A 26,070-nucleotide genomic window follows, 5' to 3' on the forward strand; every position below is an offset into this window, starting at 1 on the left:
AAAAGGGGACGGAGGGGATTAAGTCGCATGTGCACAAACGACTTAATCCCCTCCGTCCCCTTTTTCCTGCGGCAAAGAAAAGGCCGGCGTGCGCCGGCCTTTCCTCATTACGTCGCGAAGCTGCTTACAGCGACTTGGCCGCTTCCACCACGTGGGCAGTGGTGATGCCGAAGTGCTTGTACAGCTGGTCGGCCGGGGCCGAGGCACCGAAGGTGTCGATACCGATCACGGCACCGTCCAGGCCGACGAACTGGCGCCAGAAACCGGTGACGCCGGCTTCCACCGCCACGCGCTTGCGCACGGCGTTCGGCAGCACCGATTCACGGTAGGCCGCATCCTGGCGCAGGAACACGTCGGTGGACGGCATCGAGACCACGCGGGTCTTGAGGCCGGCCGCGTCCAGCTGGGCCTTGGCTTCGGTGGCCAGCGAGACTTCCGAACCGGTGGCGATCAGGATCACGTCCGGGGTACCGTCGGCATCGGCCAGCACGTAGCCACCGCGCTCGATCTGGGCGATCTTCTCGGCGTTGCGCGGCTGGTGCGGCAGGTTCTGGCGGCTGAACACCAGGCAGCTCGGGCCGTCCTGGCGGGTGATCGCAGCCTTCCAGCTCACCGCCGACTCGACCGCATCGCACGGACGCCACACGTCGTTGTTCGGGATGTAGCGCAGCGAGGCCAGGTGCTCCACCGGCTGGTGGGTCGGACCGTCTTCGCCCAGGCCGATCGAGTCGTGGGTGTAGACGTGGATGGCGTGGGCCGGGATCAGCGCGCTCATGCGCACGCCGTTGCGGGCGTAGTCGCTGAACACCAGGAAGGTGGCGTCGAACGGAATGAAGCCACCGTGCAGGGCCAGGCCGTTGGCAATGGCGGTCATGCCGAACTCGCGCACGCCGTAGTACACGTAGTTGGCGTTGGCGTCGTCGCTGGCAACCGATTTGCTGCCCTTCCAAAGGGTCAGGTTGGAGTGCGCCAGGTCGGCCGAGCCGCCGACGATTTCCGGCAGCAGCGGTGCGTAGGCTTCGATGGCCAGCTGCGAGGCCTTGCGCGAGGCGATTGTCGGGCCTTCAGCGGCCACCTGGGCGATGTAGGCATCGGCCTTGGCAACGAAGTCGGCCGGCAGTTCGCCATGCGAGCGGCGGGTCAGTTCGGCCGCTTCAGCCGGGTACTGGCTGGCGTACTTGTCGAACAGCTGTTCCCATTCGGCCTGGCGCAGCGTGCCGGCGCCGTTGGCGCGCCAGCCGTCGTAGATCGCCTGCGGGATCTCGAACGGACCGTATTCCCAGCCCAGCTGCTTGCGGGTGGCTTCCAGTTCGTCCTTGCCCAGCGGTGCGCCGTGGCTGGATTCCTTGCCCGCCTTGTTCGGCGAACCAAAGCCAATGGTGGTGCGGCAGCAGATCAGGGTCGGCTTGTCGCTCTGCGACAGCGCGGCCTCGATGCCGGCCTTGATGCTCTCCGGGTCATGACCATCGACATCGCGCACCACGTTCCAGCCATAGGCCTCGAAACGCTCCGGGGTGTTGTCGGTGAACCAGCCTTCGACGTTGCCGTCGATGGAGATGTGGTTGTTGTCCCAGAAGCAGACCAGCTTGTGCAGGCCCCAGGTACCGGCCAGCGAAGCGGCTTCATGCGACACGCCTTCCATCAGGCAGCCATCGCCCATGAACACCCAGGTGCGGTGGTCGACCACTTCCAGCTCCGGGCGGTTGAAGCGCTGTGCCAGCAGCTTCTCGGCCAGGGCGAAGCCCACGGCATTGGCGAAACCCTGGCCCAGCGGGCCGGTGGTGGTTTCCACGCCCGGGGTCTCGTGGCGCTCCGGGTGACCGGCGGTGTGGCTGCCCAGCTGGCGGAACAGCTTCAGCTGCTCGATCGGCAGGTCGTAACCACTCAGGTGCAGCAGCGCGTACTGCAGCATCGAACCGTGGCCGTTGGACAGCACGAAACGGTCGCGGTTGAACCAGTGCGGGTTGCTCGGGTTATGGCGGAGGTAGTCGTTCCAGAGGACTTCGGCGATGTCGGCCATGCCCATGGGCATGCCGGGGTGGCCGGACTTTGCGGTTTCAACCGCATCGGCGGCAAGGAAGCGGATGGCGTTGGCCAACTGGCGACGGGTAGGCTGCGTCATGGTTCTGTCGGAATCGGGAGGCGGCCGCGGACGTGCGGGCGGCCTATTGTCCCATAGTCGCCGGGCGGGGGGTCGGTTCACCTTGCCCGGTCGTGCCGGCCGCTGGCCGGCAACGTCGTCATCTCCCCCGGATTCCGCATGTGAAGCGGGGTCGGAGCCCTTTCCCTGCGGAAAGGAATCCGACCCCGATCAGGTCGCCAGCAGTGGCGTTGGACTCAGTCCTGCTGCGGGCCCAGCGCCGGGCCGTCGTGCGATTCGCCCTTGGCCACCAAGGTGGTCAGGGCCAGGTCGCCGGTCACGTTCAGCGCGGTACGGCACATGTCCAGGAAGTGGTTCACGCCCAGGATCAGGCCAATGCCCAGCGGGTTCACGCCCACCATCGCACAGATCATCGCCACCACCGGCAGCGAGCCCGACGGCACGCCGGCGGTGCCGATGCCACCGAGGATGCAGACCGCCATCACCATGATCTGCTGGCCGATGCTCAGGTCCACGCCGAAGAACTGGGCCAGGAAGATCACCGTCACGCCCTCGAACAGCGCGGTGCCGTTCTGGTTGGCGGTGGCGCCCACGGTCAGCACGAAGCGCGACACGCGCTGCGGCAGGCCCATCTGGTCGGCCACGCGCAGCGCGGTCGGCAGGGTGGCGTTGCTGGAGGCGGTGGAGAACGCCATCACCGTCGCTTCCTGGGTATCGCGGAAGAACGACAGCGGCGAACGGCCGGACAGCCACACGGCGGTACCGTAGGTCACGATCATGTGCAGGCCGAGTGCCAGCACCACCACGCCCACGTAGGCACCGAGGCGGATGATCAGCTCGAAGCCGAACAGCGCGGCCAGGTTGAACATGAAGCAGGCCACCGCATACGGAGCCAGGCGGATGACCAGGTTGATCAGGGTCATCGAGATTTCGAACACGCCCTCGATGGCGCGGCGCAGCGGGGCCACCTTCTCGTTGTCGGTCAGCACCATGCCGATGCCGAACATCAGTGCGAAGAACATCAGCGACAGGATCGCGCCGTTGTCGGACGCGGCCTGCAGCACGTTGCTCGGCACGATCGACAGCAGCATGTCCATGCCCTTCGGCGTGCCATGGATGCCAGCAACGATTTCCTTGCTGCGCTCGGCGTTCTCCGAGAGCATCATCGCGGCGACCTGCGGATCGACGCCGGCACCCGGCTTGAGCAGGTTGACCAGCACCAGGCCGATGCCCACGGCAATGCCGGACAGCAGCACGGTATACGCCAGGGTCTTCCAGCCGATGCGGCCAAGGGCGCGGATGTCGCCCATCTCCGACACGCCCATGATCAGCGCCGAGAAGATCAGCGGCACGATCAGCATGAAGATCAGGTTGAGGAACAGGCCCGACGCCGGGGTGGTGATGTAGTCCATTACCCACTTGGCACCGGCCTGCAGACCATCGACGCTGCCGCCCAGGGCGTGCACGATCAGTCCCAGGATCAGGCCGATCGCAAAGCCGATGCCCATCTTCCAATGCAGGGGCAACTTCTTCTTGTCGGCAGCAGCTGCTGTCATGCGCGGGTTTCCTCGAAAAATGAATGCACTCTAACAAAGCGCGCAAGCGGCGCCGGTTCAGGTTCGCCGCGTTGGATACAGCGGCGCCAGGCCAGTGTCAGCGGCGCCGGTAGCCGCCGACCAGTGCGGTCCGTCACGGAAGACCTCGCGCAGACGCGCGCGCAGCGATGCCAGGTCGCCCTGCCCGCCCCAGCGTGCCTGCTGCAGGTCCTGCAGCACCTGGCGCTGGCCAGGGTCATCCAACCGCGCGATGACCTGCTCGATGCGCTCAACCCCGGCCATCGCGCACAGCTGCGCTTCCACCTGATCGAAGCCTTCGCCATCCAGCGTGCGGCGCAGTTCGGCCAGGCCGGCGCGTCCGCGCGCCACAGTCGGCACAGAGGGCCTGCCGGCTGCAGGCGTCGCCGCACGCGGTCGGCGGCCTCGCTGCCAGCCCCACAACAGGGTCAGCAGCCACAGCAGCGCCAGGCCAATGGCCGCGCCCATCCACGGCCACGGGCGTTCGGCCAGGCCGCTGGCGCGCGGATCGGTCGCGGCGATGCGGCTGTCCTGGCCATCGCCACCCGGCAGCGCAGCATCGGTGTCGATCGGCGGCAGCGGCGCAGGTGAAGCACTGCCACCGCCACTGCCGGCTGCGACAGCCAGTGTCAGGTCCGGCAGCTTCGCTTCCTGCGCCTTGCCTGCGCGCACATCCCACCACGGCAGGCGCGGCCCCGGCACCACCAGCGAGCCTGGCTGGCGCGGCACGATCGAATAGCGGCGGGTGATCTTCAGCCGCGGGGTGCTGCCATTGAACGATTCTTCGTACTGCGCAGGTTCGGCGAACACCTGCGCACGGGTGCCCAGATCCGGCACCGGCAGGTCGGTGAACTGTGCGCGGGTTGCCCCTTCGGCAATCGCCTCGACCACCACAGTGGCGGCCTCACCGGTACGGGCGCTGGTCGGCGCACTGGTGTAGCGCAGCTGGAGGCTCTGCAGCGGAAGCCATGGCTGCGGCGCCTGTGCCGGTTGCGCCTGCACCTGCAGCGTGCGGTCGGCGCCGGTGGCATTCATGCGGCCGTCGCCGCCGCCGAAGAAGTCGTCGAAGAAGCCACCGGCACTGCGCCCACTGAAGCGCGCACCGGCCAGCCGAAGTGCACCGCTGCGCTCGGGGATCAGCAGGAAGCGGCGCTCGACCACGTTGTAGCGACGGCCGTTGACCTGCCGCACATCGGTGCGGTCATCGCCTACCCGCTGCAGCGACGCACCCGCCGGGGTATCCAGCACCAGTTCGCCAGAGGCCAGCTGAGAGGCGAAGAACAGCCTCACCACCACGCCTACGCTCTGCTGCACGTACGGCGTTTCGTCATCGACAACGGTTTCGATGAATGCCACCGCATTGCTGTCGGGGCCGGCCACGGCAGCGGCATCCACCTGCAGGGTCAGCGGCGCGGTACGTGCACTGCCCACCTGCAGGCCCGGCACCACCAGTGCACCGCTGCGCCGTGGCGTCAGCGCCACGCCATACAGGTTGCGCTGCTGCATGCTGCCGTTGCTCCACTCCACCTGGCGGCTGCTGGTCTGCCCGCTGAGGTCGAAATCGGTGCGCAACGGTGTGAAGTCAGGGGCGCCCTGGTCGCTCTCGACATTGAGCGTGACCGTGTCGCCCATCGCGATGCGGTCGCGGTCAAGCCAGGCCCGCGGCTGCGCCCAGGCCAGCAGCGGCAGCCACAGCAGCAGCGCCGCCAGTACCTGTCGGGGCCAGTGCCCGTGCATGTTGATCGCCCGCGTCATCGCCCTTCCCTCTTCCTGCGTTCATTTTCCAGCTGGAACTTGGCCCGCAGCAATGCGCCCGGATCATCCGGCACGCGCCGCATCCACGCCTCGACCGCCTGTTGCTCCTCGCGTTGACGCGGAGTAGTGCCGTCACTGCCTGGCACGGGTTTGCCATCCTGTTCGCCCTTGCCCTCACGTGCCTGCTGCATCGCCTGCTGCATGCGCTGGCGCTGCTGCTCATCAGCCTGGGCCTGCGCCTTGGCATCCTCCACCTGTGGTGGCGCCTGCTGTCCATCACGGCCACGCTCACCGGGCTGAGGCGCCGACTGCGCGTCGTCGTCACCCGCCTTGGGCTGCCCCTGCTGGCCCTGCTGAGATGGTGGCTGACCCTGTCCTGGATCCTTCTGGCCCTGCTGCGGTTGCTGGCCCTGCGGGTTCCGCTGGCCCTGTGAATTGTTCTGCTGCTTCTGCTGCCCGTTCTGCTGCGGTTTCTGCTGGTCCTGGCCCTGCCCCCCCGACTGCGTGCGCTTGCGTGCGGCATCAACCACGGCACGGTTGGCGGCCGCATCGGCCATGCCGGGATGCAGCGCCAGCGCGCGGTCGTAGGCGGCGATGGCTTCGTCGTAGCTGCCCTGGCGCGCCAGCGTGTTGGCCAGGTTGTACCAGCCCGCATCACTGTCGATGCCCTCGAACTGCTTGCGCGCAGTGGCGAAGTCGCCCGCGCGATAGGCCTGCACGCCGTCGGCCAGGCGCTGGTGCTGCAACTGGTCGGCGCGCTTCCACAGCGTGCCCTGCGATGACGGCGAAGCGGGCGCTGAAGGTGCCTGCGCCTGCACATCCCCCATCCAAGGCAACAGGCCCACCGCCAGTACTGCGGCCAGCAGCGCGCGGCGTCGGAAGGCGAGCAGCGCCAGCAGCATCACCGGTGGCAGCAGCCAGAATCCTTCATCGCGCCATTGCCTGCCCTCGCCGGGCCGCTGCGCCGCAGTACCTTCGCGTGCATCAAGCACACCCAGTGCGCGCAGGTCACTGCCATCGGCGGTGATGCGCGCATAGCGACCGCCACCTGCCGTCGCCACCGCACGCAGGCGACCTTCGTCCAGCGCAGCCTGGCGGATCTGTCCGCTGTCGTCACGATACGCCGCACCCGCCGGTGTACCGAGCCCCAGCACCGACACCTGCAGGCCGAGACCACGTGCCTGCGCGGCCGCCAATGCAGCTTCACCATCGGCTAGATCGGTGACCAGCAGAATCTGTCCCTGCGGTGCAGCGATCTGCCGCATCAGCCGCGTGGCCCAGTCGATGCCACGGTCGGCACGCTGGCCATCGCGCGGCATCACATCCGGTGACAAGGCATCCAGATACAGCGCGACGTTGCTGCCGTCATCGGTCAGCGGCGCGACGGTGTAGGCATCTTCGGCGTACACCACCAGCCCCACCTGCCCACCCTTGCGCGCGCGCAGGAGCTCGCCGACCTTGGCCCGTGCCTGCAGCAGGCGCGACGGTGGCAGGTCGGTGGCAGTGATGCGGCTGGACAGATCCAGCACGATCAGCAGCGGTGCGCTGGGCTGGAACATCGGCTGTGACTGCTGCCGCCAGCTCGGCCCCGCCATCGCCAGTGCTGCCAGCGTCCACCCCAGCAGCACTGCCAATGGAAGCCGCACGCGACGGCGAGCACCGGCCACCAGCAGATGCGGCAACAGGTGCGCATCCACCGCCTGCCGCCACGCATCGCTGCGCCGCTGCCGGTAGAGTGCCACGGCGAGAATCACCGGCAAGGCCAGCAAGGCCCACAGCCATTCCGGGCGCAGGAAGTGCAGCGCATTCCAGTCGGGAAGATGGGATGCCAACGCGATCATCGACGGCGCTCCGGCCACATCCAGGCCAATGCCCCCAGCAGCAAGGCCAGGCCCAACGGCCATGCGTAGCGTTCCTCACGCGGGCGCAGGCTCGGTCCCTTCGCCGCGATCGGCTCCAGCCGGTCCAGTTCGGCGTAGATGCCGGCCAGCTGCGCGGTATCGCGTGCGCGGAAGAACTGGCCACCTGTCAGGCTGGCAATCTTCTTCAACGTGGCCTCGTCGACCGGGTCCTGGTCGGCGGAAATGGGGATACCAAACAGGCGCATGCTTCCATCGCCACCAAACGCAACGGTGTGGATGCGTACACCTTCGGCCTGCGCGACTTCGGCCGCACGCAGCGGTTCGAGCACGCCGGCATTGCTGACGCCGTCGGTCAGCAGGATCAGTACACGTTGCCCTTCCGGCTGACTGCGCAGGCGCTTCACCGCCAGGCCGATGGCATCACCGATGGCCGTCTCGCGCCCGGCCAGGCCGACCACGCTGTCGCGCAGCTGGTCGCGCACACTGGTCAGGTCCGCAGTGAGTGGGGTGAGCGTATAAGCGCGGTCGCCGAAGATCAGCAAGCCGATGCGATCGCCGGCACGACGATCCAGGAAATCAGCCAGCACGGCCTTGGCTGCGGTGAGGCGATCTACCGCCTGCCCACCCAGCACCATGTCGCCCTCGCCCATGCTGCCGGATACGTCCATCGCCAGCATCATCTGCCGGCCCTGCTGCGGTGGCGTGATCGCTTCGCCCAGCTGTTGCGGGCGAGCCAGTGCGACGCACAGCGCGCACCAGCCCAGCCACAACAGCAGCGTACGCAGCCACGACACATCGACGCGGCCGCCACCGGCCAGCGCTTCCAGTTCCGTCGCCGCATAGGGCACGCGCAGCGCAGCGCCGGGATCGGCACGACGCTTCCACCAGCGCATCAGCAGTGGCAGCGGCAACGCCAGCAGGGCCAGCGGCCACGTCAGCTGCAGGTCCGGCCATGGCCAGTAACTTGCCAGCAGGCTCATCGGCGGCGCTCCAGCAGCATCGCCAGGTAGCGCTCGCGCGCCCAGCTACGCATGGCCGCCACTTCGCTGGCGTCCACGCGGGGACGATAGGCACCTTCGGCCAGCAGGCTGCGGCGCGCGTCGGGCAACGTGCCCTTCGGATCCACGCGCTGCCACCAGGCATCGTCGCGCAGGGATTCACTGCCTGGCTGTGCCTGCCGCGCAGCACGGCGCAGCAGGCCGGCGATCACCGCCAGCTCCGCGGTGGCATCGGCGGTGGTGGCCAGCTCCTGGTCGAACGCCTGCAACCAGCGTTGGCGACGACGGCGGCGTTTCCACCACAGCAGGGCCAGCGCCAGGATCACCAGCAACACCGCGCCACCGACCATCAGATAGCCGGGGGCCGGCGGCCACCACGACGGTGCCGGCGGCAACTGCACATCGCGCAGCGGAAGGTTGGCGCTCATGCCGGCACCTCGGTTACCGGTGGTGCCAACCAGGCGTCGCTGGGCGCATCGGTGGACAACACCTGCACGTCAACGCGGCGTGCGCCGAGCTGGCGGCGCAGCGCCTGCAGTGGTTCGACGAAGTGCGCCTGCCAGTGCGCCTGCACCTCGCTGCGACGCAGGTCGAGGCCAATGCGCTGCTGCGCGGTCTGGAACTGCAGGGCCGCCGAGGGCGGTTGCAGCTCGAGGGGATCGACCAGCAGCACCAGGCTGAGGTCATGGTGCTGGGCCAGCGCGCTCCAGCGCACGACGGGAATCCGCGCGGCCTGCTGCGGATCGGCCAGCACCAGCATGCGCGCCCCGGGGCGCAGCACGCGGGCGGCATGGTCCAGCGCGCGCTCCAGGCCGAGATCGTCGGCGGGCGGCTGTGTGTACCAGCGGGTGAGCGCGTCGAGCACGCGCAGTACACCACGCGGCCCACCCGCAGGTGCAATCGGCGCTTCGCGGTCACTCCCGCGCAGGGCACCCACGCGGTCACCGCGACGCTGTGCCGACCACGCGGCAACGGCGCCCGCGCGGGCCGCCTGCACCGACTTGAATCGCACGCGGGTGCCGAAATACAGCGCCGGCGACGTATCGGCCACGATCAGGCTGACCCGCTCGCGTTCGGCCTGGAAAAGCTTGGTATGGGCACGCCCGGTCCGCGCGGTCACGCGCCAGTCGATATGCCGGGCATCATCACCGGCCACGTACTCGCGTGACTCGGCGTACTCCATGCCACGCCCACGCAGCGGCGACGGCGCCTGCCCGGCATTACCGGCACGACCACGGCGCGGCGGCGGCGGCCGCTGTGCCAGCCGGCGCAGCGCCACCAGCTCGGACAGGTGCGGGCGCAATCCGTCGCCATCACTGACGGTGGATGCGGCTTCCAGGGATGGATCGGTCATGCGCGGGCTCAGGGTGCCGGCACCCGGGCCAGCAGCTCCTGCACCAGGCGTTCGCCATCCCAGCCTTCGGCGGTGGCTTCGTAGCTGGGCAGCACGCGATGGCGCAGCACGTCGGCGGCGACCGCACGCACATCGTCGGGAGTGACGAAGTCGCGGCCGGCCAACCAGGCGCGTGCACGTGCGCAGCGTTCCAACGCAATGGAGCCACGCGGGCTTGCGCCCCAGGCGATGCGGCGCCCGAGGCCGGCGTCATAGCGCGACGGATCACGCGAGGCCAGCACAAGTTCGACCAGATAGCGTTCCAATGCCGGTGCCATATGCAGGTCCAGCACTTCGCGGCGGGCATCGAACACATCCTGCATCGGCAGCTTCTCCGGTGCGGGTGCCGCTTCGCCCAGTGCGCCACGGGCACGCTCGCGGGCGAGCCGCAGGATCTCCGATTCGGCCGCCTGGTCCGGATAGCCGATGCGTACGTGCATCAGGAAACGGTCCAGCTGCGCTTCCGGCAGCGGGAAGGTACCTTCCTGCTCGATCGGATTCTGCGTGGCCATCACCAGGAACAGCGGCGGCAATGCATAGGTGTGGCGGCCAACGGTGACCTGGCGCTCGCCCATCGCTTCCAGCAAGGCCGACTGCACCTTGGCCGGCGCACGGTTGATTTCATCGGCCAGCAGGATCGGATGGAAGATCGGGCCGGGTACGAATTCGAAGCGCCCTTCCTGCGGGCGCCAGATCTCGGTGCCGGTCAGGTCGGCCGGCAGCAGGTCGGGGGTGAACTGCACGCGGGCGAAATCCGCCTCCAGGCGCGAGGCCAGCGCGCGGATGGCCGTGGTCTTGGCCAGGCCCGGCGCGCCCTCCACCAGCAGGTGGCCGTCGGCCAGCAATGCGATCAACAGGCGTTCGACCAGGGCCGCCTGGCCGACGATTTCGGCCGACAGCGCGTCGCGCAGCTGGTTGAAGGCGCCATGCAGGCGGGAGGTGGCCGGCGCGGGCGGCGGGGAGATGGTTTCGGGCATCGGCGGTGGCAGGTTCATGGGGGCCTTTGACCGGCGCGGGACGGCACGGGTTCCCGACATCATCGCAGGGTGCCTTGCGATTGGCATCAAGAACGGCTGAACGGGCAACTCATCCACGCATGGCGTGGATCTACCGGATCATCCGCGGATTACGTCCGGCATGAACGAAGAAGGGCCGCACATGGCGGCCCTTCTTCGTATCGCGGGTGCGCTGGCTCAGTTCTGCTTGGCCACGCGCAGCACCTTCGGGGTGACGAACACCAGCAGCTCGGCCTTGTCCTTGCTGCGGCCACGCTTCTTGAACAGGTTGCCCAGGAACGGCACATCGCCCAGGAACGGAACCTTGCTGATGCTGTTGCGGTCGGTGAACTCGTACACACCACCGATGACCACGGTCTGCCCGTCCTCGACCAGCACCGCGGTGTTCACCTCGCGGCGGTTGATCGACGGCACGGTGCCATAGCCTTCCAGCTGGATCAGCCGGTCCACTTCATCCTTCTTCACCTGCATGTTGAGGAACACGCGGTTGTCGTTGGTGATGGTCGGGGTGACCTTCAGTTCCAGCACCACTTCCTTGAACTGCACGTTCGGCGTAGCGACACCGCCCGCACCGGCGCTGATGGTCACATAGCCGATTTCCTTACCCTGCTTGATCAGAGCCTCGCGCTGGTTGGTGGTGACCACGCGCGGGTTGGAGATCACTTCACCACGCGACTCTTCCTGCATGGCCGACAGCTCGACGTCCAGCAGGTAGCCGGCATTGAGGATCGACAGCGCAAGCGAGCCTGCCGGGTTGGTGGACGCCGCCGGCATGGCCCAGTTCAGGCCACGGGTGATTGCCGAGCCGACCGGCACCGGCGCCGGGCCCGTACTGCCACCGGCCAGCCAGTCGCGGTAGGCCTTGGCGTTGGTCGCATTGGCTTCGACCTGCGATTTGCGGGTTGCCTCGTTGGCTTCCAGATTGCCACTGAAGTAGGCGTTGTCGCGGCTGCCACTGATGCCGAACCGCGCACCCAGCTCACGGGCGAACGTATCGGTGGCGATCACGATGCGGCTTTCGATCAGCACCTGGTCGACCGGGCGGTCGATCACGTTGATCAGCTCACGCATGCGCGCGATCTTCTTCGGAATGTCGCTGATCATCAGCGTGTTGGTGCGCTCGTCGGCAACGATGCGGCCACGGCCGGACAGGAAGCCGCTTTCCTCCTGCGACGACCCACCGCCACCGCCACCTGCGCCACCACCGCCACCGCCGCCGATGCCCTTGGCTTCGGTCAGGGCTTTGAAGATCTGGGTGGCGCTGTGGTAGTTGATCTGGACGTAATCGGTCACCAGGTCTTCGCGGTTCTCGATGGCGATGCGCGCGTCTTCCTTCTCCTGCTCGAACTTGGCCAGTTCGGCCTGCGGTCCGACCCAGATCACGCTGCCGTCGCGTCGCTTGTCCAGGCCCTTGGCACGCAGCACGATGTCCAGTGCCTGGTCCCACGGCACATTGACCAGGCGCAGCGTCACATTGCCCTGCACCGAGTCGGAGGCCACCACGTTGAGGTTGGACTCTTCGGCGATCAACTGCAGCACGGTGCGCACCGGCACGTCCTGGAAGTTGAAGGTCACCGGCTTGCCGGTGAAGCCACGCTGGCCGACGGCCTTTGCCGCCTGGGTGACGCTGCCGGCGGTCACTGCGCCGACGGCGGCCGGAGCCTGCCGCGCGCTGATCTCGACCACGTATTCGTTGCCGCTCTGGTAGGCCAGCGACTCCACCGCACCGCCGGTGCTCAGCACCAGCTGGGTGCCGGCGCCGGACGGCTTGGCGTCGATGCGCTGCACCGGCGTGGCGAAGTCGACGACGTTCAACGGCTTCTGCAGGTTGGCCGGCAGGCGGGCATTGCCCACGTCGACCACCACGCTGTTGCCCTGCGTGCGCAGGTCCGGGATCGCGCCCTGGCCGTCAAACTGCACGATCAGGCGGCCCGCGCCATCATCGCCACGCTTGAAATCGATCTTGGCCACCGACAGGCCGGCCGGTGCCGCGGCCGGTGCGACGGTGGTGCCCACCGGCTTCTCCGCCGGTGCGGCGGCCAGCGCCGGAGCGCAGGCCAGCATCAGCGCGACTCCCAACGCGCTGACACGGTTCAAGGTAGAGCGCCGGTTGGGACGCAGCCCCTTGGCTTGGTGAAAGGTCATCGTGCTATCCCCAGTAAACGATCATTGATCTTCAAGCGAGAGCGTTGCCGGCCGTTCCAGCCAGCCACCCGCGCCATCCGGCACCAGTTCGATCAGCTCCACGCGGTCTTCGAAGACCGCAGTGACCCGCCCGTCGCTCTGCCCCAGGTAACCGCCCGGGCGCACCCGGTAGGTCACCTTGTCCGGCCCCATCACCAGCGCGACGGTGCCGCCGCCGGTGCCGATGGTACCGACCATGTCCAGTGCGTCCAGCGGGAAGCCCTCCAGGGGCTCCTTGCGCCGGTTCGGATCCGGCCGCAATCCGCCATTCCCCTGCGGATTGGTCCAGGCATCGGTGAACGGATCACGCAGGCCCTGCGCGGAGTATTCGAAGGTCTCGAACTGCTGCATCACAGGCAACGGTTCCAGCGGCTGCGCCGGCCGGGCACGTTCGCCTTCCACCCACTTCTCGAGATTCGGCGCATCGCCCGGCGTGCTGGTCACGCCACGGCCGCAGGCAGCCAGCAGCAATACGGCAGCGGCCATCCCGCAGCGTGCAAAGAAGGAACGGATCACTTGCTGCCCTCCTTGCCGGCTTCAGCCTTCTGCTGTTCCTGCACCTCGGTCTCGTCGAGATACCGGTAGGTCTTGACCGTGCCGGACAATTCCAGCGCACCGGCACGCGAACCACCGCCGGCCTTGTCCGCCGGCTTCAGGTTGATGTCGTGCATGGTCAGGATCACCACGCGCGGCAGCGAGGCCACGCCACTGACGAACGCACCGAACTGGTGGTAGCTGCCCACCATCTTCAGCTTGATCGGCTTCTCGGCGTAGAACTCCTTGACCTGCTCCTGTTCCGGTTCGAACAGCTGGCTGGTCAGGCCGCTGGACAGCGCGGTCTGCGAGATGTCGATGATCAGGTCCGGCATTTCGGTCTTGCTGGGCAGCTGCCGCAGCATCTGCTGCAGCACCTGCTCCATCTGCGCCAGCTGCTGCTTCAGCGGCCCCAGGTTCACCGCGCGTTCCTGCTGCTTGGAGAACTCGGTACGCAGATCGCTTTCCTTCGACTCCAGGCTGGCCAGTTCATCGCGCTTGCCGCTGATCAGCAGCATCCACGCAACGAACATGATGACCAGGGCCAGCAACGAACAGAAGACGATCTTGGCCTTCTGCGGCCAGTTGCCGATGTCGTTGAAATCCAGGTTCTTCAGATCGATTTTCTGGCTCATGCGCGATCCCCCTGCAGCGGGGCGTAAGAGGCCTGCGGCGGCTGCGCCAGGCGGCTGCCCTCAGGCCTGGCGGCCGGTGCCGGTGCGGCGGGCTGGTTCGGCTTGGCCGGTGCAGGTGCAGGCGCCGGCGCAGTAGCCGGAGCGCTGGCGGGCGCTGCTGCCGGGGCCGCCGCCGGTTGGGCCGGGGCCGGTGCTGTTGCAGCAGCCGGGGCCGCGGCATCGGGGCCGGCGGCAAGCGGCGCCACGGCAGGCGTCGCAGCCGGCGTGGTCGCCACGCTGCCATCGGCGTTCAAACCGGGGGTGCCGGTCTCTTCACTCTGCGCAGGCAGCTTCACCGTGACCTTGAACATGTACGGCAGCGCCTTGATGTCCGATACCGGGCCGGCTGCACTCTTGTCTCCGGCGCTGGCCTGGATGATCGACAGCTCCGGGTTGGTCATCCAGCCGGAGGTTTCCAGGTTGCGCATGTAAGCCGACACGCGGGCATTGGACTGGGTGCGTCCCTCGAGGGTGAGCATGTCCCCCTCCTGCTGCAGGGCGGTCAGCACCACGCCGTCGGGAATCGTGCGCACCAACGCGTCGAACAGGTGGACCATCTGCGAGCGCTTGGCCTGCAGTTCCTCGATCACCTTCTTGCGGGCCAGCAGGCGGTCCTTCTGCGCATCGAGGCGATCGATCTCCTTGTTCTGTTCCTTGACCTTCTCGATCTCGGCTTCCAGATAGGCATTGCGGTCCATCTGGCCGCTCACCTGCCGGTCGTAATAGAACCAGATCAGCAGCGACAGCAGCAGGCCACCGATTGCGGCCATGCCCAGCATTGCGTAGAACTCGCGCTGGCGTTGCTTGCGCCGCTCGGCGCGCCAGGGCAATAGATTGATGCGTGCCATCAGTCGAAGCTCCTCAGCGCCAGACCGGTGGCGATCATCAGCGCGGGGGCATCCTGGGCCAGCGCATGTGCGTTCACCTTCGGGCCCAGGGTCATCTGTGCCAGCGGATTGGCGACCACGGTCGGCACGCCCAGCTGTTCCTCGACCATCTCCGGCAGGCCACCCAGCACGGCGCAGCCGCCGGCCAGCACGATGTGATCAACGCGGTTGAACTCACTGCCTGCATAGAAGAACTGCAGCAGGCGGCTGATCTGCTGGACCGTAGCTTCCTTGAACGGCTCCAGCACTTCCATCTCGTAGCTTTCCGGCAGCCCGCCCTGGCGCTTGGCCAGGCCGGCCTCCTCGTAGCTCAGGCCGTAACGGCGCATGATCTCGTCGGTCAGCTGCTTGCCACCGAACACCTGTTCGCGGCTGTACAGGCTGCGGCCGCCGCGCAGGACGTTGAGGGTGGTCATGGTGGCGCCGATATCGACCAGCGCGACCACGCCCTCGATGGACACCGGCAGCTCGCTGGCCACCAGGGCGTAGGCGTTCTCGACCGCGAAGGCCTCCACGTCCATCACCTTGGCCTGCAGGCCCCCCAGCTCCAATGCCGACTGGCGCAGTTCCACGTTCTCCGAACGCGACGCGGCCAGCAGCACCTGGACCATCTCCGGGTTGTTCGGGATCGCCCCGATCACCTCGAAGTCCAGGTTCACTTCCTCGATCGGGTACGGAATGTAGTTGACCGCTTCCAGCTCGATCTGGGCTTCCATGTCGTTCTCGTCGAGCTCGGCCGGCATCGGGATCACCTTGGTGATCACCGCCGAACCGGCGACGGCGGCAGCGGCCAGCTTGGCCTTGCTCCCCGAGCGGTTCATCGCACGGCGGATGGCCTCACCCACGGCCTCCACTTCCACGATGTTCTTCTCCACCACCGCGTTCGGCGGAAGAGGTTCCACGGCGTAATGTTCCACACGAAAACGGTTGCCACTGCGGGACAGCTGCAAAAGCTTTACCGCAGTCGAACTGATGTCGACGCCTACAAGCGGCGACTGACTTTTTGGGATGAGCCCCACGGTTTCTCCCCTGCCGACGGGCACTTGGACGCAAGACCTGCGCCCGAGCATTAATAACGTATTCTTAGCAAATGGCAACGGCCCTGCTGTGAAGTCCCTCACGGATTCACCATGCAGCCCCTGACTGTTCCCCTTGCGCTCCCCGGTGCCGACCCCAGCCGCCACCTTGCGTAATCTATACTCTGCGACCACGAAATTCGCAATCGGAATCTGAACCCGATGACTCGACTCCGCCGCTGGCTGCGCTGGATCTTCCTGATTGTCCTGGTCCTGGCGCTGATCGGCGCGGCCGCCGTGGGCGGTCTGTACTACGCCGTGTCCTCCAAGCTTCCCGACGTGCAGACCCTGCGCGACGTGGAAATGCAGGAGCCGATGTACGTCTATGCCGCCGACGGCAAGCTGATGGCGGTGTTCGGCGAGACCCGGCGTACCCCGATCACCATGAAGGACGTGCCCGAGCGCCTGAAGCAGGCCTTCCTGGCCACCGAGGACGCCCGCTTCTACGAGCACGGCGGCGTGGACTACATGGGCATCGGCCGTGCGGTGTGGCTGCTGGCCACCACCAACGACAAGCGCGTGCCGGGTGGCTCCACCATCACCCAGCAGGTGGCCCGCCAGTTCTTCCTCAGCTCTGAGTACAGCTACACCCGCAAGCTGGCCGAGATCCTGCTGGCGCGGAAGATCGAGTCCGAGCTGAGCAAGGACGAGATCTTCGAGCTGTACCTGAACAAGAGTTTCTTCGGCAATCGTGCCTACGGCGTGGCCGCCGCCGCCGAGTTCTATTACGGCAAGAAGCTGAACGAGCTGGACCTGGACGAGATGGCCTCGCTGGCCGGCATCCCCAAGTTCCCGTCCTCGGGCAATCCGATCTCCAATCCGGAGCGCGCCCGCCAGCGCCGCGACAATTACGTGCTGCAGCGCATGGCCGACCTGAAGTTCGTCAGCCAGGCCGAAGCCGACGCGGCCAAGGCCGTGCCGATGCACGCCACCGCCCATGAGCCGCCGGTGCAGGTCGACGCGCCGTACGTGGCCGAACTGGTGCGCCAGGAAATGATCGCCCGCTTCGGCGGGGATGTGGTCAACAAGGGTTACCACGTCACCACCACCATCGACTCCACCCTGCAGACCGCCGCCAACCAGTCGGTGCGCGACGGCCTGCTGCTGTACGACCACCGCCACGGCTGGCACGGCGTGGAGAAGCAGGTGCAGGTGGGTGCCGGCGAAGACGCCGCCGCCCTGGCCGAGCACCTGCGTGGCCTGTACGGCCAGGCCGGCCTGCTGCCGGCCATCGTTGCCAGCACCGGTGCCGATGGCAGCGCCACCGTGGTACTGGCCAACCGCAGCGAGATCGTGCTGCCGGCCGGTGCCGCCAAGTGGACCAACAAGACCCCGGGCAAGCTGGTGCAGCGCGGTGACATCGTGCGCGTGCGTGCCGGTGCCAAGGAAGGTGAGTGGCTGCTGGATCAGCTCCCGCGCGGCCAGTCCGCGCTGGTCTCGCTGGATGCCCACAGCGGCGCGCTGAAGGCGCTGGTTGGCGGTTTCAGCTTCTCCGGCAACAAGTTCAACCGTGCCACCCAGGCCCGCCGCCAGCCGGGTTCGAGCTTCAAGCCCTTCATCTACGCCGCGGCCTTCGACAAGGGCTACAACCCGGCCTCGATCGTGCTCGACGCCCCGGTCGTGTTCCGCGACCGCCGCGGCAAGACCTGGGCCCCGCAGAACGACGGCGGCGGTTTCCGCGGCCCGATGCGCCTGCGTGAGGCGCTGGTGCAGTCGCGCAACCTGGTCTCGGTGCGCCTGCTCGACGGCATGGGCGTGGACTACGCGCGCAAGTACATCAGCGAATTTGGTTTCGCCGAATCCGAACTGCCGCCGAACCTGTCGATGTCACTGGGCACCGCCTCGCTGACCCCGCTGTCGGTGGCCCGTGGCTACGCCGTGTTCGCCAATGGCGGCTCGCGGGTGGATACCTGGTTGATCGACCAGGTGAACGACCGCGACGGCAACCTGGTGTTCAAGGAAAACCCCGCCCTGGCCTGCCGCGACTGTGCCGGCAGCAGCGACCAGCCGGTCAACCAGGTCGTGGACGGCTTCAACTTCGGCGCCCCGGCCCCGAAGGTGGACCCGGCGGCTGCGGCCAAGGCCGAAGCCAAGACCGAAACCCCGGCCACGCCGGCCAACCCCGATGCCCGCACCGCCCCGCGCGCGATCGACGCCCGCACCGCCTACCAGTTGGTGTCGATGATGCGCGACGTGGTCCAGCGCGGTACCGGCGTGCAGGCCAAGGTGCTCGGCCGAGAGGACGTGGGCGGCAAGACCGGCTCCACCAACGACCACCGCGACGCCTGGTTCTCCGGCTTCGGTGGCCCGTACGTGACCACTGTGTGGGTGGGCCGCGACGACTTCCGCTCGCTGGGCTACCGCGAGTACGGTGGCAAGGCGGCGCTGCCGATCTGGATCGACTACATGCGCACCGCGCTGAAGGACACCCCGATCGCGCAGAACGAGCCGCCCAGCGGCATGGTCCAGGCCACCCTCAACGGCGCGACCGAATGGGTGAAGGTGGAAGACATGGACCGCCTGACCGACTACGACCTGAACCTCAATACGCCGCAGGCCGACGCCGCCGCGTTCGATATCTTCTGAGGAAGGATCAGGTGGGTGCCAACCTTGGTTGGCACCAATGCATCCGCCGGGCACGGTCCCGCGCTGCTCTGGTAGCCGCCAACCTTGGTTGGCGCCCCGTGCCGACCAAGGTCGGCACCTACCAAAGCGTTGGTGGGTGCCAACCGTTGGTTGGCATCTCTGCGCCATACCCACGCAGATGTCACATCCCTGCGCTACTCTGTACCCAGGTCGCAACAGGGAGTCATCGCATGCATCGCGCCCGTCAGCATGCTGCCAGCCAGACCCGCGAGCGTCGCCACCGCCTCGCCCACGAAGCCGCCCGCCTGATGGCCGAAGGCGGCATCCGCGACTACCACCAGGCCAAGTTGAAGGCCGCCAGCCGGCTCGGCATCCACGACGATGCCTCCCTGCCCCGCAACACCGAGATCGAAGACGCCCTGCGCGAGTACCAGCGGCTGTTCTCCGGCCCCCAACACGGCAACGAACTGCAGCGCCGCCGCGAGGCCGCCATGCGTGCGCTGGAGTTCCTGCACGGCTTCGCGCCTCGCCTGGCCGGCCCGGTGCTGGAGGGCACCGCCGACGCCAACAGCCCCGTGCAGCTGCACCTGCACAGCGACGACCCGGAAGCCGTGCACCGCTTCCTGGACGAACACGGCATTCCCGCCGAATCGCGGACGCGTCGCCTGCGCATGGATCGCGAGCGCAGCCTGGATGTGCCGGTGTGGGTGTTCAGTGCCGAGGAGCTGACCTTCGACCTGGCCGTGCTGCCCTACGATGCCCTGCGCCAGGCGCCGTTGTCGCCGGTGGATGAGAAGCCGATGCGGCGCGCGTCTGTCGCGCAGTTGCGGCAGGTGCTGGCCGAAGCGGAGATCACCGCGTACATCGGCGGATGACGATAGCGCAGCGGTGCCTGCCTTGGGTGGGTGCGGGCATTTCGATGGCTGACCGGAGAGCAGTCGAGCAAGTTCGACTCTACAAAAGCGGTGTTACCAGCTCTGGCAGATGATGCCCATCATGCTCCCGCTACCAGACAAAACGGGTATCGCGCAGCGGGTCGCTGAACAACCGCGGCAACCACGGGGCAGAAGCTCGCCGCGGATACTCCCGCATCATCTGCGCGTGCATGACCTGCAGATCGCGCAGCAACCAGGACTGGTAGTAGATGTCGTCGAATCCATCCGACCACCCGCTCTTCACACGCTCATGCTCGTCTGCCTCCAACGGCGGCATCTTGTCCAGCGGCACCTCCAGGACTGTCGACAGCGCCGCGTTGATCTGCGCGTTCTCAACCCCCGCCTGGCGCACGTAGTCCAATCGATCGAGGACCCGCCGGCAGTTGTACGGGAAGCATCCGCCCGTGGCGGTGATGTAGTCAGCAATATCCGCCAGCATGTCGGCTTTCAGCCGCCACACCACTTCGCTGTCCATCACCTGGCCCGGCCGTGGCGCCACCGAAGCGGCAGGCCAGGTGGCTGTTGCGCGGCAGGGGTTGCGACAACGCCGGCAGCAAGGCTGCCTGTGCTTCGGCAGGCAGGTCCAGCCCCTGCAGTACGCGCGCGGGATCTTCCAGCTGCACGTGCTCCAGGGTCACGCGCACCGGCGACAGCCCGGCCGAGCGGCCGAACAGCTGGATGTCGAGTTGTTCGGTCTGGCCTTCAACCAGATCCTCGAAGCCGGCGGGGACGCCGTGGGCTGCGACCAGAGGAGCAGCCATTGCCAGGGCGAGCGCGACCGCCAGCCGGGTAACGGCGGGGGCGTGTGGGATCATGGGGGTATCGCTGCAGAAGCGGCCGGCCCGGAATGCGGACCGGCGCGGGGAAGCCGTGGATCAGGGCTTCTGGTTCATGACGATGTAGACCATGCCTTCATAGCGGCCGTTGACCGTAAGCGGGCCACCGGCACCCGCCTGGGCGATGGTCAGCGGCATCGAGATGGAGGCACCCGGCGTCGAGCTGGCGCCGTTGAACAGGTCAGCCACCTTGAACTCGGTGACCGCAGTGGTCAGCGCATCGGTGTTCAGGCTGACGGCCAGCGGCACGCGGGTGGCGCCATTTAGCAGCACCGGATCGTGGCCGAGGCGAACCTGGATGTCCTTATCGATATCGTTGGAGTGGATGCGCACCTGCTGCGTCGACGGCAGCAGGCCGCGCAGCGGATCGTGGGTCATCTGCACGGTATCCGGCAGCGGGGTGCCGTCCTCGAGCAGCAGCGCCAGGGTCGGGTCGACGTCGGCGTAGACGGTGATCTTGGTTTCCAGCGCGTGCGCGGACAGCGAAGCAGTGGCCAGCGCTGCAGCGAGCGCGGCCTTCTTGAGAATGGCGTGCTTGGGTGTCTCTCTCGGACAGGGGGAATATGAAAGCCCCCCTCCCCTAAGGAGAAAGGGAGGGAGGCGCCGCCCGCAGAGGTGGTTGCGGGCGACGGAGAGAATGTTAGAAATGCGCTGCCATGCAGGCCATTCAAGCATTCCTAAAACGCGGGAGGTTAAGAAGAATTCTTGAAGGCGCTCAATGTTTGAGGGTTATGCAAACTCCCTCACTGCTTGAATGCAATAAACCTCATTGCCTTGGATTTGTAGAGTCGACTGTTAGTCGACTGCTCTTCCGACACTGCGCGAAGCACACGCGCTGCGCGCGTGAGTCGAGTACGGCTCGACTCTACAAGGGGTCATCCACGCATGGCGTGGATCTGCTGGATGGCATCAGGCCGCCTTTCGGCGGCCTGATGACACATCGTGTTGGCGCACGATCAGAAGAAGATCGCGTACAGGATCAGCAGCGGAATCGGTACGCCCAACAACCAGAGAAGAATCATTTTCATTACAGGTCTCCTTGCGTGGAAGGCGGGTTACAGGTCGCGGCGGCGGCCGCCCCAAGTGGCGCTGAGGCTGGCGAAGAACGCACCGATCAGCAGGGTGATGAACAGCCACAACGCGGCATAGGCGGTCGCCTTTCGGGCATCGTCGGCGGCCTGCTTGGCGGTGTTCCTGGCCTTTTCCAGCGCCGCACGCATGCGCGTCTGCACATCGGTCACGCGCGCCTGCGCTTCGGCCGGGCTCATGCCGGTTTCGCGCGCGATCAGCTGCGCCAGGTACTGGGTATCGGCCGGGTCCAGGCCGTCTCCCTGCAGGCTGTTGACGATGATGCGGTTCACTTCGGCACGCACTTCGCGGCGGTCGCCCATCGGGCCATTACCCGGCATCGGGCGCGGCGGTGGAGCGGCATTCGGATCCATCGGTGCACCCGGCGGCGGCGCTGCAGGACCAGTCGGCCCTGCGCTGGTCGTGCTGCGGAACAGTGAATCCACCCAGTAGTTGAGGTCGCCTTCCGGGGCCGCCGCAGCAGTGCTGCCCGCGCCCGCTGCGGCAACACTGGCCGTGGATGCGGCAGCGCCTGCGGCGGCACCGGCCACCTTTGCGCCGGCGCCCAGCACGCCACCGATGGCCGATGTGAGCAGGCCCGCGGTCAGCAGCGTGGCCACCGCCCACGACACGAAGCCATGCGCGGTATCGCGGAAATAGGTTTCATCGCCATGGATCTGCGTCCACTTGGTACGCAGGCGGCCCGCCAGATAGCCACCCAGGCCGGACGCGGCCAATGCGGTGAAGGTGAGCCAGATGATGCTGGACCAACCGAAGGTCTCTTTGCTGACGCCTTCGAACGACCATGGCGACACCGACGACAGGCCGAGGCCAACACCGAGGATCAGCAGGATGAGGGAGAGTGCAGCGGCAGCGGTGGCGCCAGCGAAGATCGCGCCCCAGGAAACGGCGCTTTCGCTGGGAGGGGCGATGATCGGGGCGGTGACGACGGCGGCGACGTCAGGGCCGAGCGGTCCGCGCTCGGGTGGGTCGAATCGGGTATTCATCGGGATGGACGCTCCATTTCAGGTGCTGCGGATGCAGCTGGCGTCCTGAGGCTGCGCGAGCGCTTGTGAAGCTGGTGAGACCCTTGAATCACGCGGTCTTGGCGCGATGAAGCGCGTGCCAACCAAGGTTGGCACCTACCGAAGGCGGTTGCGGTGGTAGATCCACGCCGTGCGTGGATGATTTTTCGCGGGCGCCGAAATCGTGCGGACCAACGGTCCGCACCTACCAGGTCCGCCCCAAAAAAACGCCCCGCGGATGCGGGGCGTTCTTCTCACAACTCACGCGGGGCGATCAGCCCTGGTAGTCGCGCACGTCGCTACCGGTGTAGACCTGGCGCGGACGGCCGATCTTCATTTCCGGATCAACCTGCTGTTCCAGCCAATGCGAGACCCAGCCGGAGGTACGGCCCAGGGCGAACATGACGGTGAACATTTCGGTCGGGATCTGCAGCGCCTTGTAGATGATGCCGCTGTAGAAATCGACGTTCGGGTACAGCTTGCGGGCGACGAAGTACTCGTCCTGCAGGGCGGCCTGTTCCAGCTTCACGGCCACGTCCAGCAGCGGATCCTGCACGCCCAGCTGCTTGAGCACCTTGCTGGTCATCTCGCCGATGACCTTGGCGCGCGGGTCGAAGTTCTTGTAGACGCGGTGGCCGAAGCCCATCAGGCGGAAGCCGGAGGTCTTGTCCTTGGCCTTGACCACGGCGGACTCGACGTTGTCGGCAGTGCCGATCTCTTCCAGCATCTTCAGCACGGCTTCGTTGGCACCGCCGTGGGCCGGACCCCACAGCGCGGTGACGCCAGCGGCGACCGACGCGTACGGGTTGGCACCGGTCGAACCGACCAGGCGCACGGTCGAGGTCGAGGCGTTCTGCTCGTGGTCGGCGTGCAGGATGAACAGCAGGTCCAGCGCCTTCACCACGTCCGGGTTCAGGTCGTACTGGCCGTCAGCCGACTCGAAGGTCTGCTTCAGGAAGCGGCTGACGTAGTCCAGCGAGGTGTCCGGCTTGTTGGCCGGCAGGCCCTTGCCGTGGCGGTAGATCAGCGCCGACAGGGTCGGCACCTTGGCGATCAGGCGCACGGCGGCCTGGCGGCGCTGTTCGGCGTCGGACAGGTCCAGCGAGTCGTGGTAGATGGCCGACAGCTGCGCGATTGCAGCGGCCAGGATCGCCATCGGATGGGCATCCTTGGCGAAGCTGCCGATCAGGGTGTTGATCGAATCGTCGACGTTGGCTTCGGCAGCCAGCTCATCGGTGAAGGCCTTCAGCTGCTCGGCGCTCGGGCGCTCGCCGTTGATCAGCAGGTAGGCCACTTCGACGTAGCTCGACTTTTCCGACAGCTGTTCGATCGGGTAGCCGCGGTACAGCAGCACGCCCTTGTCGCCGTCGATGTAGGTGATGGCGGACTTGCAGCTGGCCGTCGCGGTGAAGCCGGAATCGTAGGTGAAATACCCCGTTTCCTTGGTCAGCTTCGCGATGTCGACGCAGTCGTTGCCAAGGGTGGGTTTGATGACGGGCAGAACGACCGACTTGTCGCCGGCGTTGAGCGTGACCTGATCAAGATCGGACACTGTGTGCGCTCCTTCATGGGAAGGCGCCTGCCCAAGCGCATTGGTCAGGCACGTGAATGACGTCCTCGGCCTGTGCCGGGGATCAGGTCATTATCGCACAGCAGCATTTGCCCGGCGCTAGACAGAAGTCGTATACGACAGGCAGCCAGACACCGGCCGTTGAGCGGCCCGGATCGGCAAAAGCGTTGTCACACGAACGCAGTGTTCCGTCCATCCAAACGCCCGTTGGGTTGGCGTTGGGGAAAAACAAACGGCCGCGCAGAGCGCGGCCGTTGGTTCGAAGCTGGATCGACAGATCAGCGCGCGTAGCGCTTCTGGAACTTGTCGATACGGCCCGAGGTGTCGATGACCTTGTGCTTGCCCGTGTAGAACGGGTGCGAAGCCGAGGAAATTTCAACCTTGACCAGCGGGTATTCGTTGCCGTCTTCCCACTGGATGGTTTCCTTCGTCGCCATGGTCGAGCGGGTCAGGATCTTGAAATCGGAGGTGACGTCATGGAAGACGACGTCGCGGTAGTTCGGATGGATATCGGCCTTCATGGGCTCACACCGTAAATGGGCTGGTGGTCAAGAGCGGCATTATAAGCACCGGTTGCCGCCCGGGGCAACCGGTGCCGGTCAATCGACGTCAGTCCGCACCCAGGGCCTGGCGCACCAGGGCCTCGAAACGCTGCTGGTCGTAGGCCATCAGCAGATCGCAGTTGTCCGGCTGGCCGGTCTGGCGGTTCCAATCGACGATGGTGGCGCCGCGGCTGAACGTGCCGTTCAGCTCCACGTTCAGCGGGCGCGACTCGACCCGCAGCTGCCCTTCCGGGTTCAGCGCCCAGGCCATGGCCACCGCATCGGCGGTGTACCAGCGCCCGCCCTTGCTGTCTTCGGACAGGCCACGGGTCTTGCGCGAGATCAGTTCGTAGAAGCGGGCGCGATCGGAATCGGCCTGCAGCCACTTCTCGGCGTCCTGCAGCGGCAGGCCATGGGCGACAGTGGCCTCCCAGTCCGACACCAGCAGGTGCTTGAACGAGGTGAACACCACGTGCGCCGCTTCCGGGTCGAACGCAATGTTGAATTCGGCCGCCGGGGTGATGTTGCCGTGGCAGGTGACCGCGCCGCCCATCACCACGATGCGCTTGATGCGCTCGGGCAGGGTCGGGTCCAGCTTCAGTGCCAGGGCAAGGTTGGTCAGCGGGCCCAGCATCACCAGCATCAGTTCGCCGGCGTGCTCGTGCGACAGGCGCAGGATGGCCAGTGCGGCGTGTTCGGCTTCAGCCTGGCGGCTCGGCGGCGGCAGGTCCACGTCGCCGTAGCCGTCACGGCCATGCACGTGGGCAGCGTCAACGGAGGGATGCAGCAGCGGATCCGGGCTGCCGGCAAACACCGGCACGTCGGCGCGGCCGACGATGTCGCAGAGCTTGAGGGCGTTGCGGACGGTGTATTCGAGGCCGACATTGCCGGCGGCGATGGTCAGGGCGACCACGTCGTGCCGTTCATCGGCGAAGGCCATCAGCAGGGCCAGGGCGTCGTCCACACCGGGGTCGGTGTCGATCAACAGCGGGATCTTGTGGGTCATCGTTGCCGTCTTCAGATCGGCAACGAAGTGTGGACCGGGATGATGACCGTTGCAAGTATGGGGGTTGGGGTTCGGCAGGGCTGCGCCCTGCACCCGCCGAATCAACGGCAAAAGCTGGTTTCCTGGGGGATGGCGGGGCGGATCCGGTTGCGGGGGACGCTGCAAGTACGTCCATGTAGCTCGGTCGCCGCATCCATGCGGCTCACGCCCCCGCAACCGGATCCACCCCGCCTTCGACAGATTTCCGCGGCTGTTGGTGGGTGTCGACCTTGGTCGACACATCCATGCAATGCGTGGATGAACATGGAGTAGCAACTGTCTTGTCAGGGGCAGCCGAGGGCCACCTCGGCGTCTCGCTTACGGGCGTTGAGGATCACCAGCATTTTGCGCATGACCGCCACGAGCGCCACCTTGCTCGCTTTGCCCTTGGCCTTCAGGCCAGCGTAAA

General features: G+C 66.8%; 21 protein-coding genes and 2 pseudogenes. 2 read left to right on the forward strand and 21 right to left on the reverse strand.

From position 1 onward, the window contains the following. Positions 1 to 124 precede the first annotated feature (124 nt). From tkt to AC5P8Y_RS19030, 13 genes are all read right to left on the reverse strand, one after another. Complete coding sequence (tkt, locus tag AC5P8Y_RS18970; RefSeq protein WP_049404046.1) at positions 125 to 2,122, reverse strand: transketolase; 1,998 nt, start codon at positions 2,120 to 2,122, stop codon at positions 125 to 127. 215 nt (positions 2,123 to 2,337) lie between these two features. Further along, positions 2,338 to 3,657, reverse strand: coding sequence for a dicarboxylate/amino acid:cation symporter (locus AC5P8Y_RS18975; RefSeq protein ID WP_005410848.1), 1,320 nt, complete (start codon positions 3,655 to 3,657; stop codon positions 2,338 to 2,340). Between the two features lie 57 nt (positions 3,658 to 3,714). Next, positions 3,715 to 5,430 (reverse strand): BatD family protein, encoded by a 1,716-nt coding sequence (locus AC5P8Y_RS18980; RefSeq protein WP_111172764.1) that lies wholly within the window; start codon positions 5,428 to 5,430, stop codon positions 3,715 to 3,717. Next, positions 5,427 to 7,271: a VWA domain-containing protein gene (locus AC5P8Y_RS18985; RefSeq protein WP_495202128.1), complete on the reverse strand. Its 1,845-nt coding sequence runs from the start codon at positions 7,269 to 7,271 to the stop codon at positions 5,427 to 5,429. Before AC5P8Y_RS18985 ends, AC5P8Y_RS18980 begins: the two co-directional genes overlap by 4 nt. Further along, positions 7,268 to 8,272, reverse strand: a complete 1,005-nt coding sequence (locus AC5P8Y_RS18990; RefSeq protein WP_033834933.1) for a vWA domain-containing protein — start codon at positions 8,270 to 8,272, stop codon at positions 7,268 to 7,270. Before AC5P8Y_RS18990 ends, AC5P8Y_RS18985 begins: the two co-directional genes overlap by 4 nt. Next, on the reverse strand, positions 8,269 to 8,718 hold the full coding sequence (locus tag AC5P8Y_RS18995; protein WP_033834934.1) for a DUF4381 family protein: 450 nt from the start codon (positions 8,716 to 8,718) through the stop codon (positions 8,269 to 8,271). Before AC5P8Y_RS18995 ends, AC5P8Y_RS18990 begins: the two co-directional genes overlap by 4 nt. Beyond that, positions 8,715 to 9,644: a DUF58 domain-containing protein gene (locus AC5P8Y_RS19000; RefSeq protein ID WP_005414346.1), complete on the reverse strand. Its 930-nt coding sequence runs from the start codon at positions 9,642 to 9,644 to the stop codon at positions 8,715 to 8,717. Before AC5P8Y_RS19000 ends, AC5P8Y_RS18995 begins: the two co-directional genes overlap by 4 nt. Positions 9,645 to 9,652: 8 nt before the next feature. Beyond that, on the reverse strand, positions 9,653 to 10,678 hold the full coding sequence (locus tag AC5P8Y_RS19005; RefSeq protein WP_049404036.1) for an AAA family ATPase: 1,026 nt from the start codon (positions 10,676 to 10,678) through the stop codon (positions 9,653 to 9,655). Positions 10,679 to 10,876: 198 nt separating this feature from the next. Next, positions 10,877 to 12,844: a type IV pilus secretin PilQ gene (locus tag AC5P8Y_RS19010; RefSeq protein ID WP_033834937.1), complete on the reverse strand. Its 1,968-nt coding sequence runs from the start codon at positions 12,842 to 12,844 to the stop codon at positions 10,877 to 10,879. A 21-nt stretch (positions 12,845 to 12,865) separates the two neighbouring features. Then, positions 12,866 to 13,369, reverse strand: coding sequence for a pilus assembly protein PilP (locus AC5P8Y_RS19015; RefSeq protein WP_044571441.1), 504 nt, complete (start codon positions 13,367 to 13,369; stop codon positions 12,866 to 12,868). 26 nt (positions 13,370 to 13,395) lie between these two features. Further along, positions 13,396 to 14,052 (reverse strand): type IV pilus inner membrane component PilO, encoded by a 657-nt coding sequence (locus tag AC5P8Y_RS19020; protein ID WP_005410857.1) that lies wholly within the window; start codon positions 14,050 to 14,052, stop codon positions 13,396 to 13,398. Then, positions 14,049 to 14,939: a PilN domain-containing protein gene (locus AC5P8Y_RS19025; RefSeq protein WP_049404031.1), complete on the reverse strand. Its 891-nt coding sequence runs from the start codon at positions 14,937 to 14,939 to the stop codon at positions 14,049 to 14,051. Before AC5P8Y_RS19025 ends, AC5P8Y_RS19020 begins: the two co-directional genes overlap by 4 nt. Continuing rightward, complete coding sequence (locus AC5P8Y_RS19030) at positions 14,939 to 15,997, reverse strand: pilus assembly protein PilM (RefSeq protein ID WP_010484061.1); 1,059 nt, start codon at positions 15,995 to 15,997, stop codon at positions 14,939 to 14,941. The genes AC5P8Y_RS19025 and AC5P8Y_RS19030 overlap by 1 nt, the downstream gene beginning before the upstream one ends. Before the next feature lie 219 nt (positions 15,998 to 16,216). Here AC5P8Y_RS19030 and AC5P8Y_RS19035 point away from each other — a divergent pair, with 219 nt between their 5' ends. Continuing rightward, on the forward strand, positions 16,217 to 18,640 hold the full coding sequence (locus AC5P8Y_RS19035) for a penicillin-binding protein 1A (RefSeq protein ID WP_111108997.1): 2,424 nt from the start codon (positions 16,217 to 16,219) through the stop codon (positions 18,638 to 18,640). A 230-nt stretch (positions 18,641 to 18,870) separates the two neighbouring features. Beyond that, complete coding sequence (locus tag AC5P8Y_RS19040; protein ID WP_006466035.1) at positions 18,871 to 19,515, forward strand: hypothetical protein; 645 nt, start codon at positions 18,871 to 18,873, stop codon at positions 19,513 to 19,515. Between the two features lie 130 nt (positions 19,516 to 19,645). Here AC5P8Y_RS19040 and AC5P8Y_RS19045 read toward each other — a convergent pair whose 3' ends face one another. The 8 genes and pseudogenes from AC5P8Y_RS19045 to AC5P8Y_RS19080 all read right to left on the reverse strand — a co-directional run. Beyond that, a complete protein-coding gene (locus AC5P8Y_RS19045; RefSeq protein ID WP_239502980.1) occupies positions 19,646 to 20,050 on the reverse strand; it encodes a hypothetical protein in 405 nt (134 codons plus the stop codon). Between the two features lies 1 nt (position 20,051). Beyond that, positions 20,052 to 20,390: pseudogene (locus AC5P8Y_RS19050) on the reverse strand (usher protein); the annotation flags it as partial. 60 nt (positions 20,391 to 20,450) lie between these two features. Then, on the reverse strand, positions 20,451 to 20,939 hold the full coding sequence (locus AC5P8Y_RS19055) for a CS1 type fimbrial major subunit (protein WP_049404061.1): 489 nt from the start codon (positions 20,937 to 20,939) through the stop codon (positions 20,451 to 20,453). A 527-nt stretch (positions 20,940 to 21,466) separates the two neighbouring features. After that, complete coding sequence (locus tag AC5P8Y_RS19060) at positions 21,467 to 22,486, reverse strand: hypothetical protein (RefSeq protein ID WP_495202129.1); 1,020 nt, start codon at positions 22,484 to 22,486, stop codon at positions 21,467 to 21,469. Between the two features lie 292 nt (positions 22,487 to 22,778). Further along, positions 22,779 to 24,056 (reverse strand): citrate synthase, encoded by a 1,278-nt coding sequence (locus tag AC5P8Y_RS19065; protein WP_049404024.1) that lies wholly within the window; start codon positions 24,054 to 24,056, stop codon positions 22,779 to 22,781. A 296-nt stretch (positions 24,057 to 24,352) separates the two neighbouring features. Next, positions 24,353 to 24,595, reverse strand: a complete 243-nt coding sequence (locus AC5P8Y_RS19070; protein ID WP_005410871.1) for a type B 50S ribosomal protein L31 — start codon at positions 24,593 to 24,595, stop codon at positions 24,353 to 24,355. A gap of 88 nt (positions 24,596 to 24,683) precedes the next feature. Further along, complete coding sequence (locus tag AC5P8Y_RS19075) at positions 24,684 to 25,622, reverse strand: nucleoside hydrolase (RefSeq protein ID WP_021203710.1); 939 nt, start codon at positions 25,620 to 25,622, stop codon at positions 24,684 to 24,686. Positions 25,623 to 25,945: 323 nt separating this feature from the next. Then, positions 25,946 to 26,070 (reverse strand): annotated as a pseudogene (locus AC5P8Y_RS19080) (IS110 family transposase); the annotation flags it as partial.

The sequence above is a fragment of the Stenotrophomonas sp. YJH_SMC_12-1 genome, assembly GCF_059370935.1.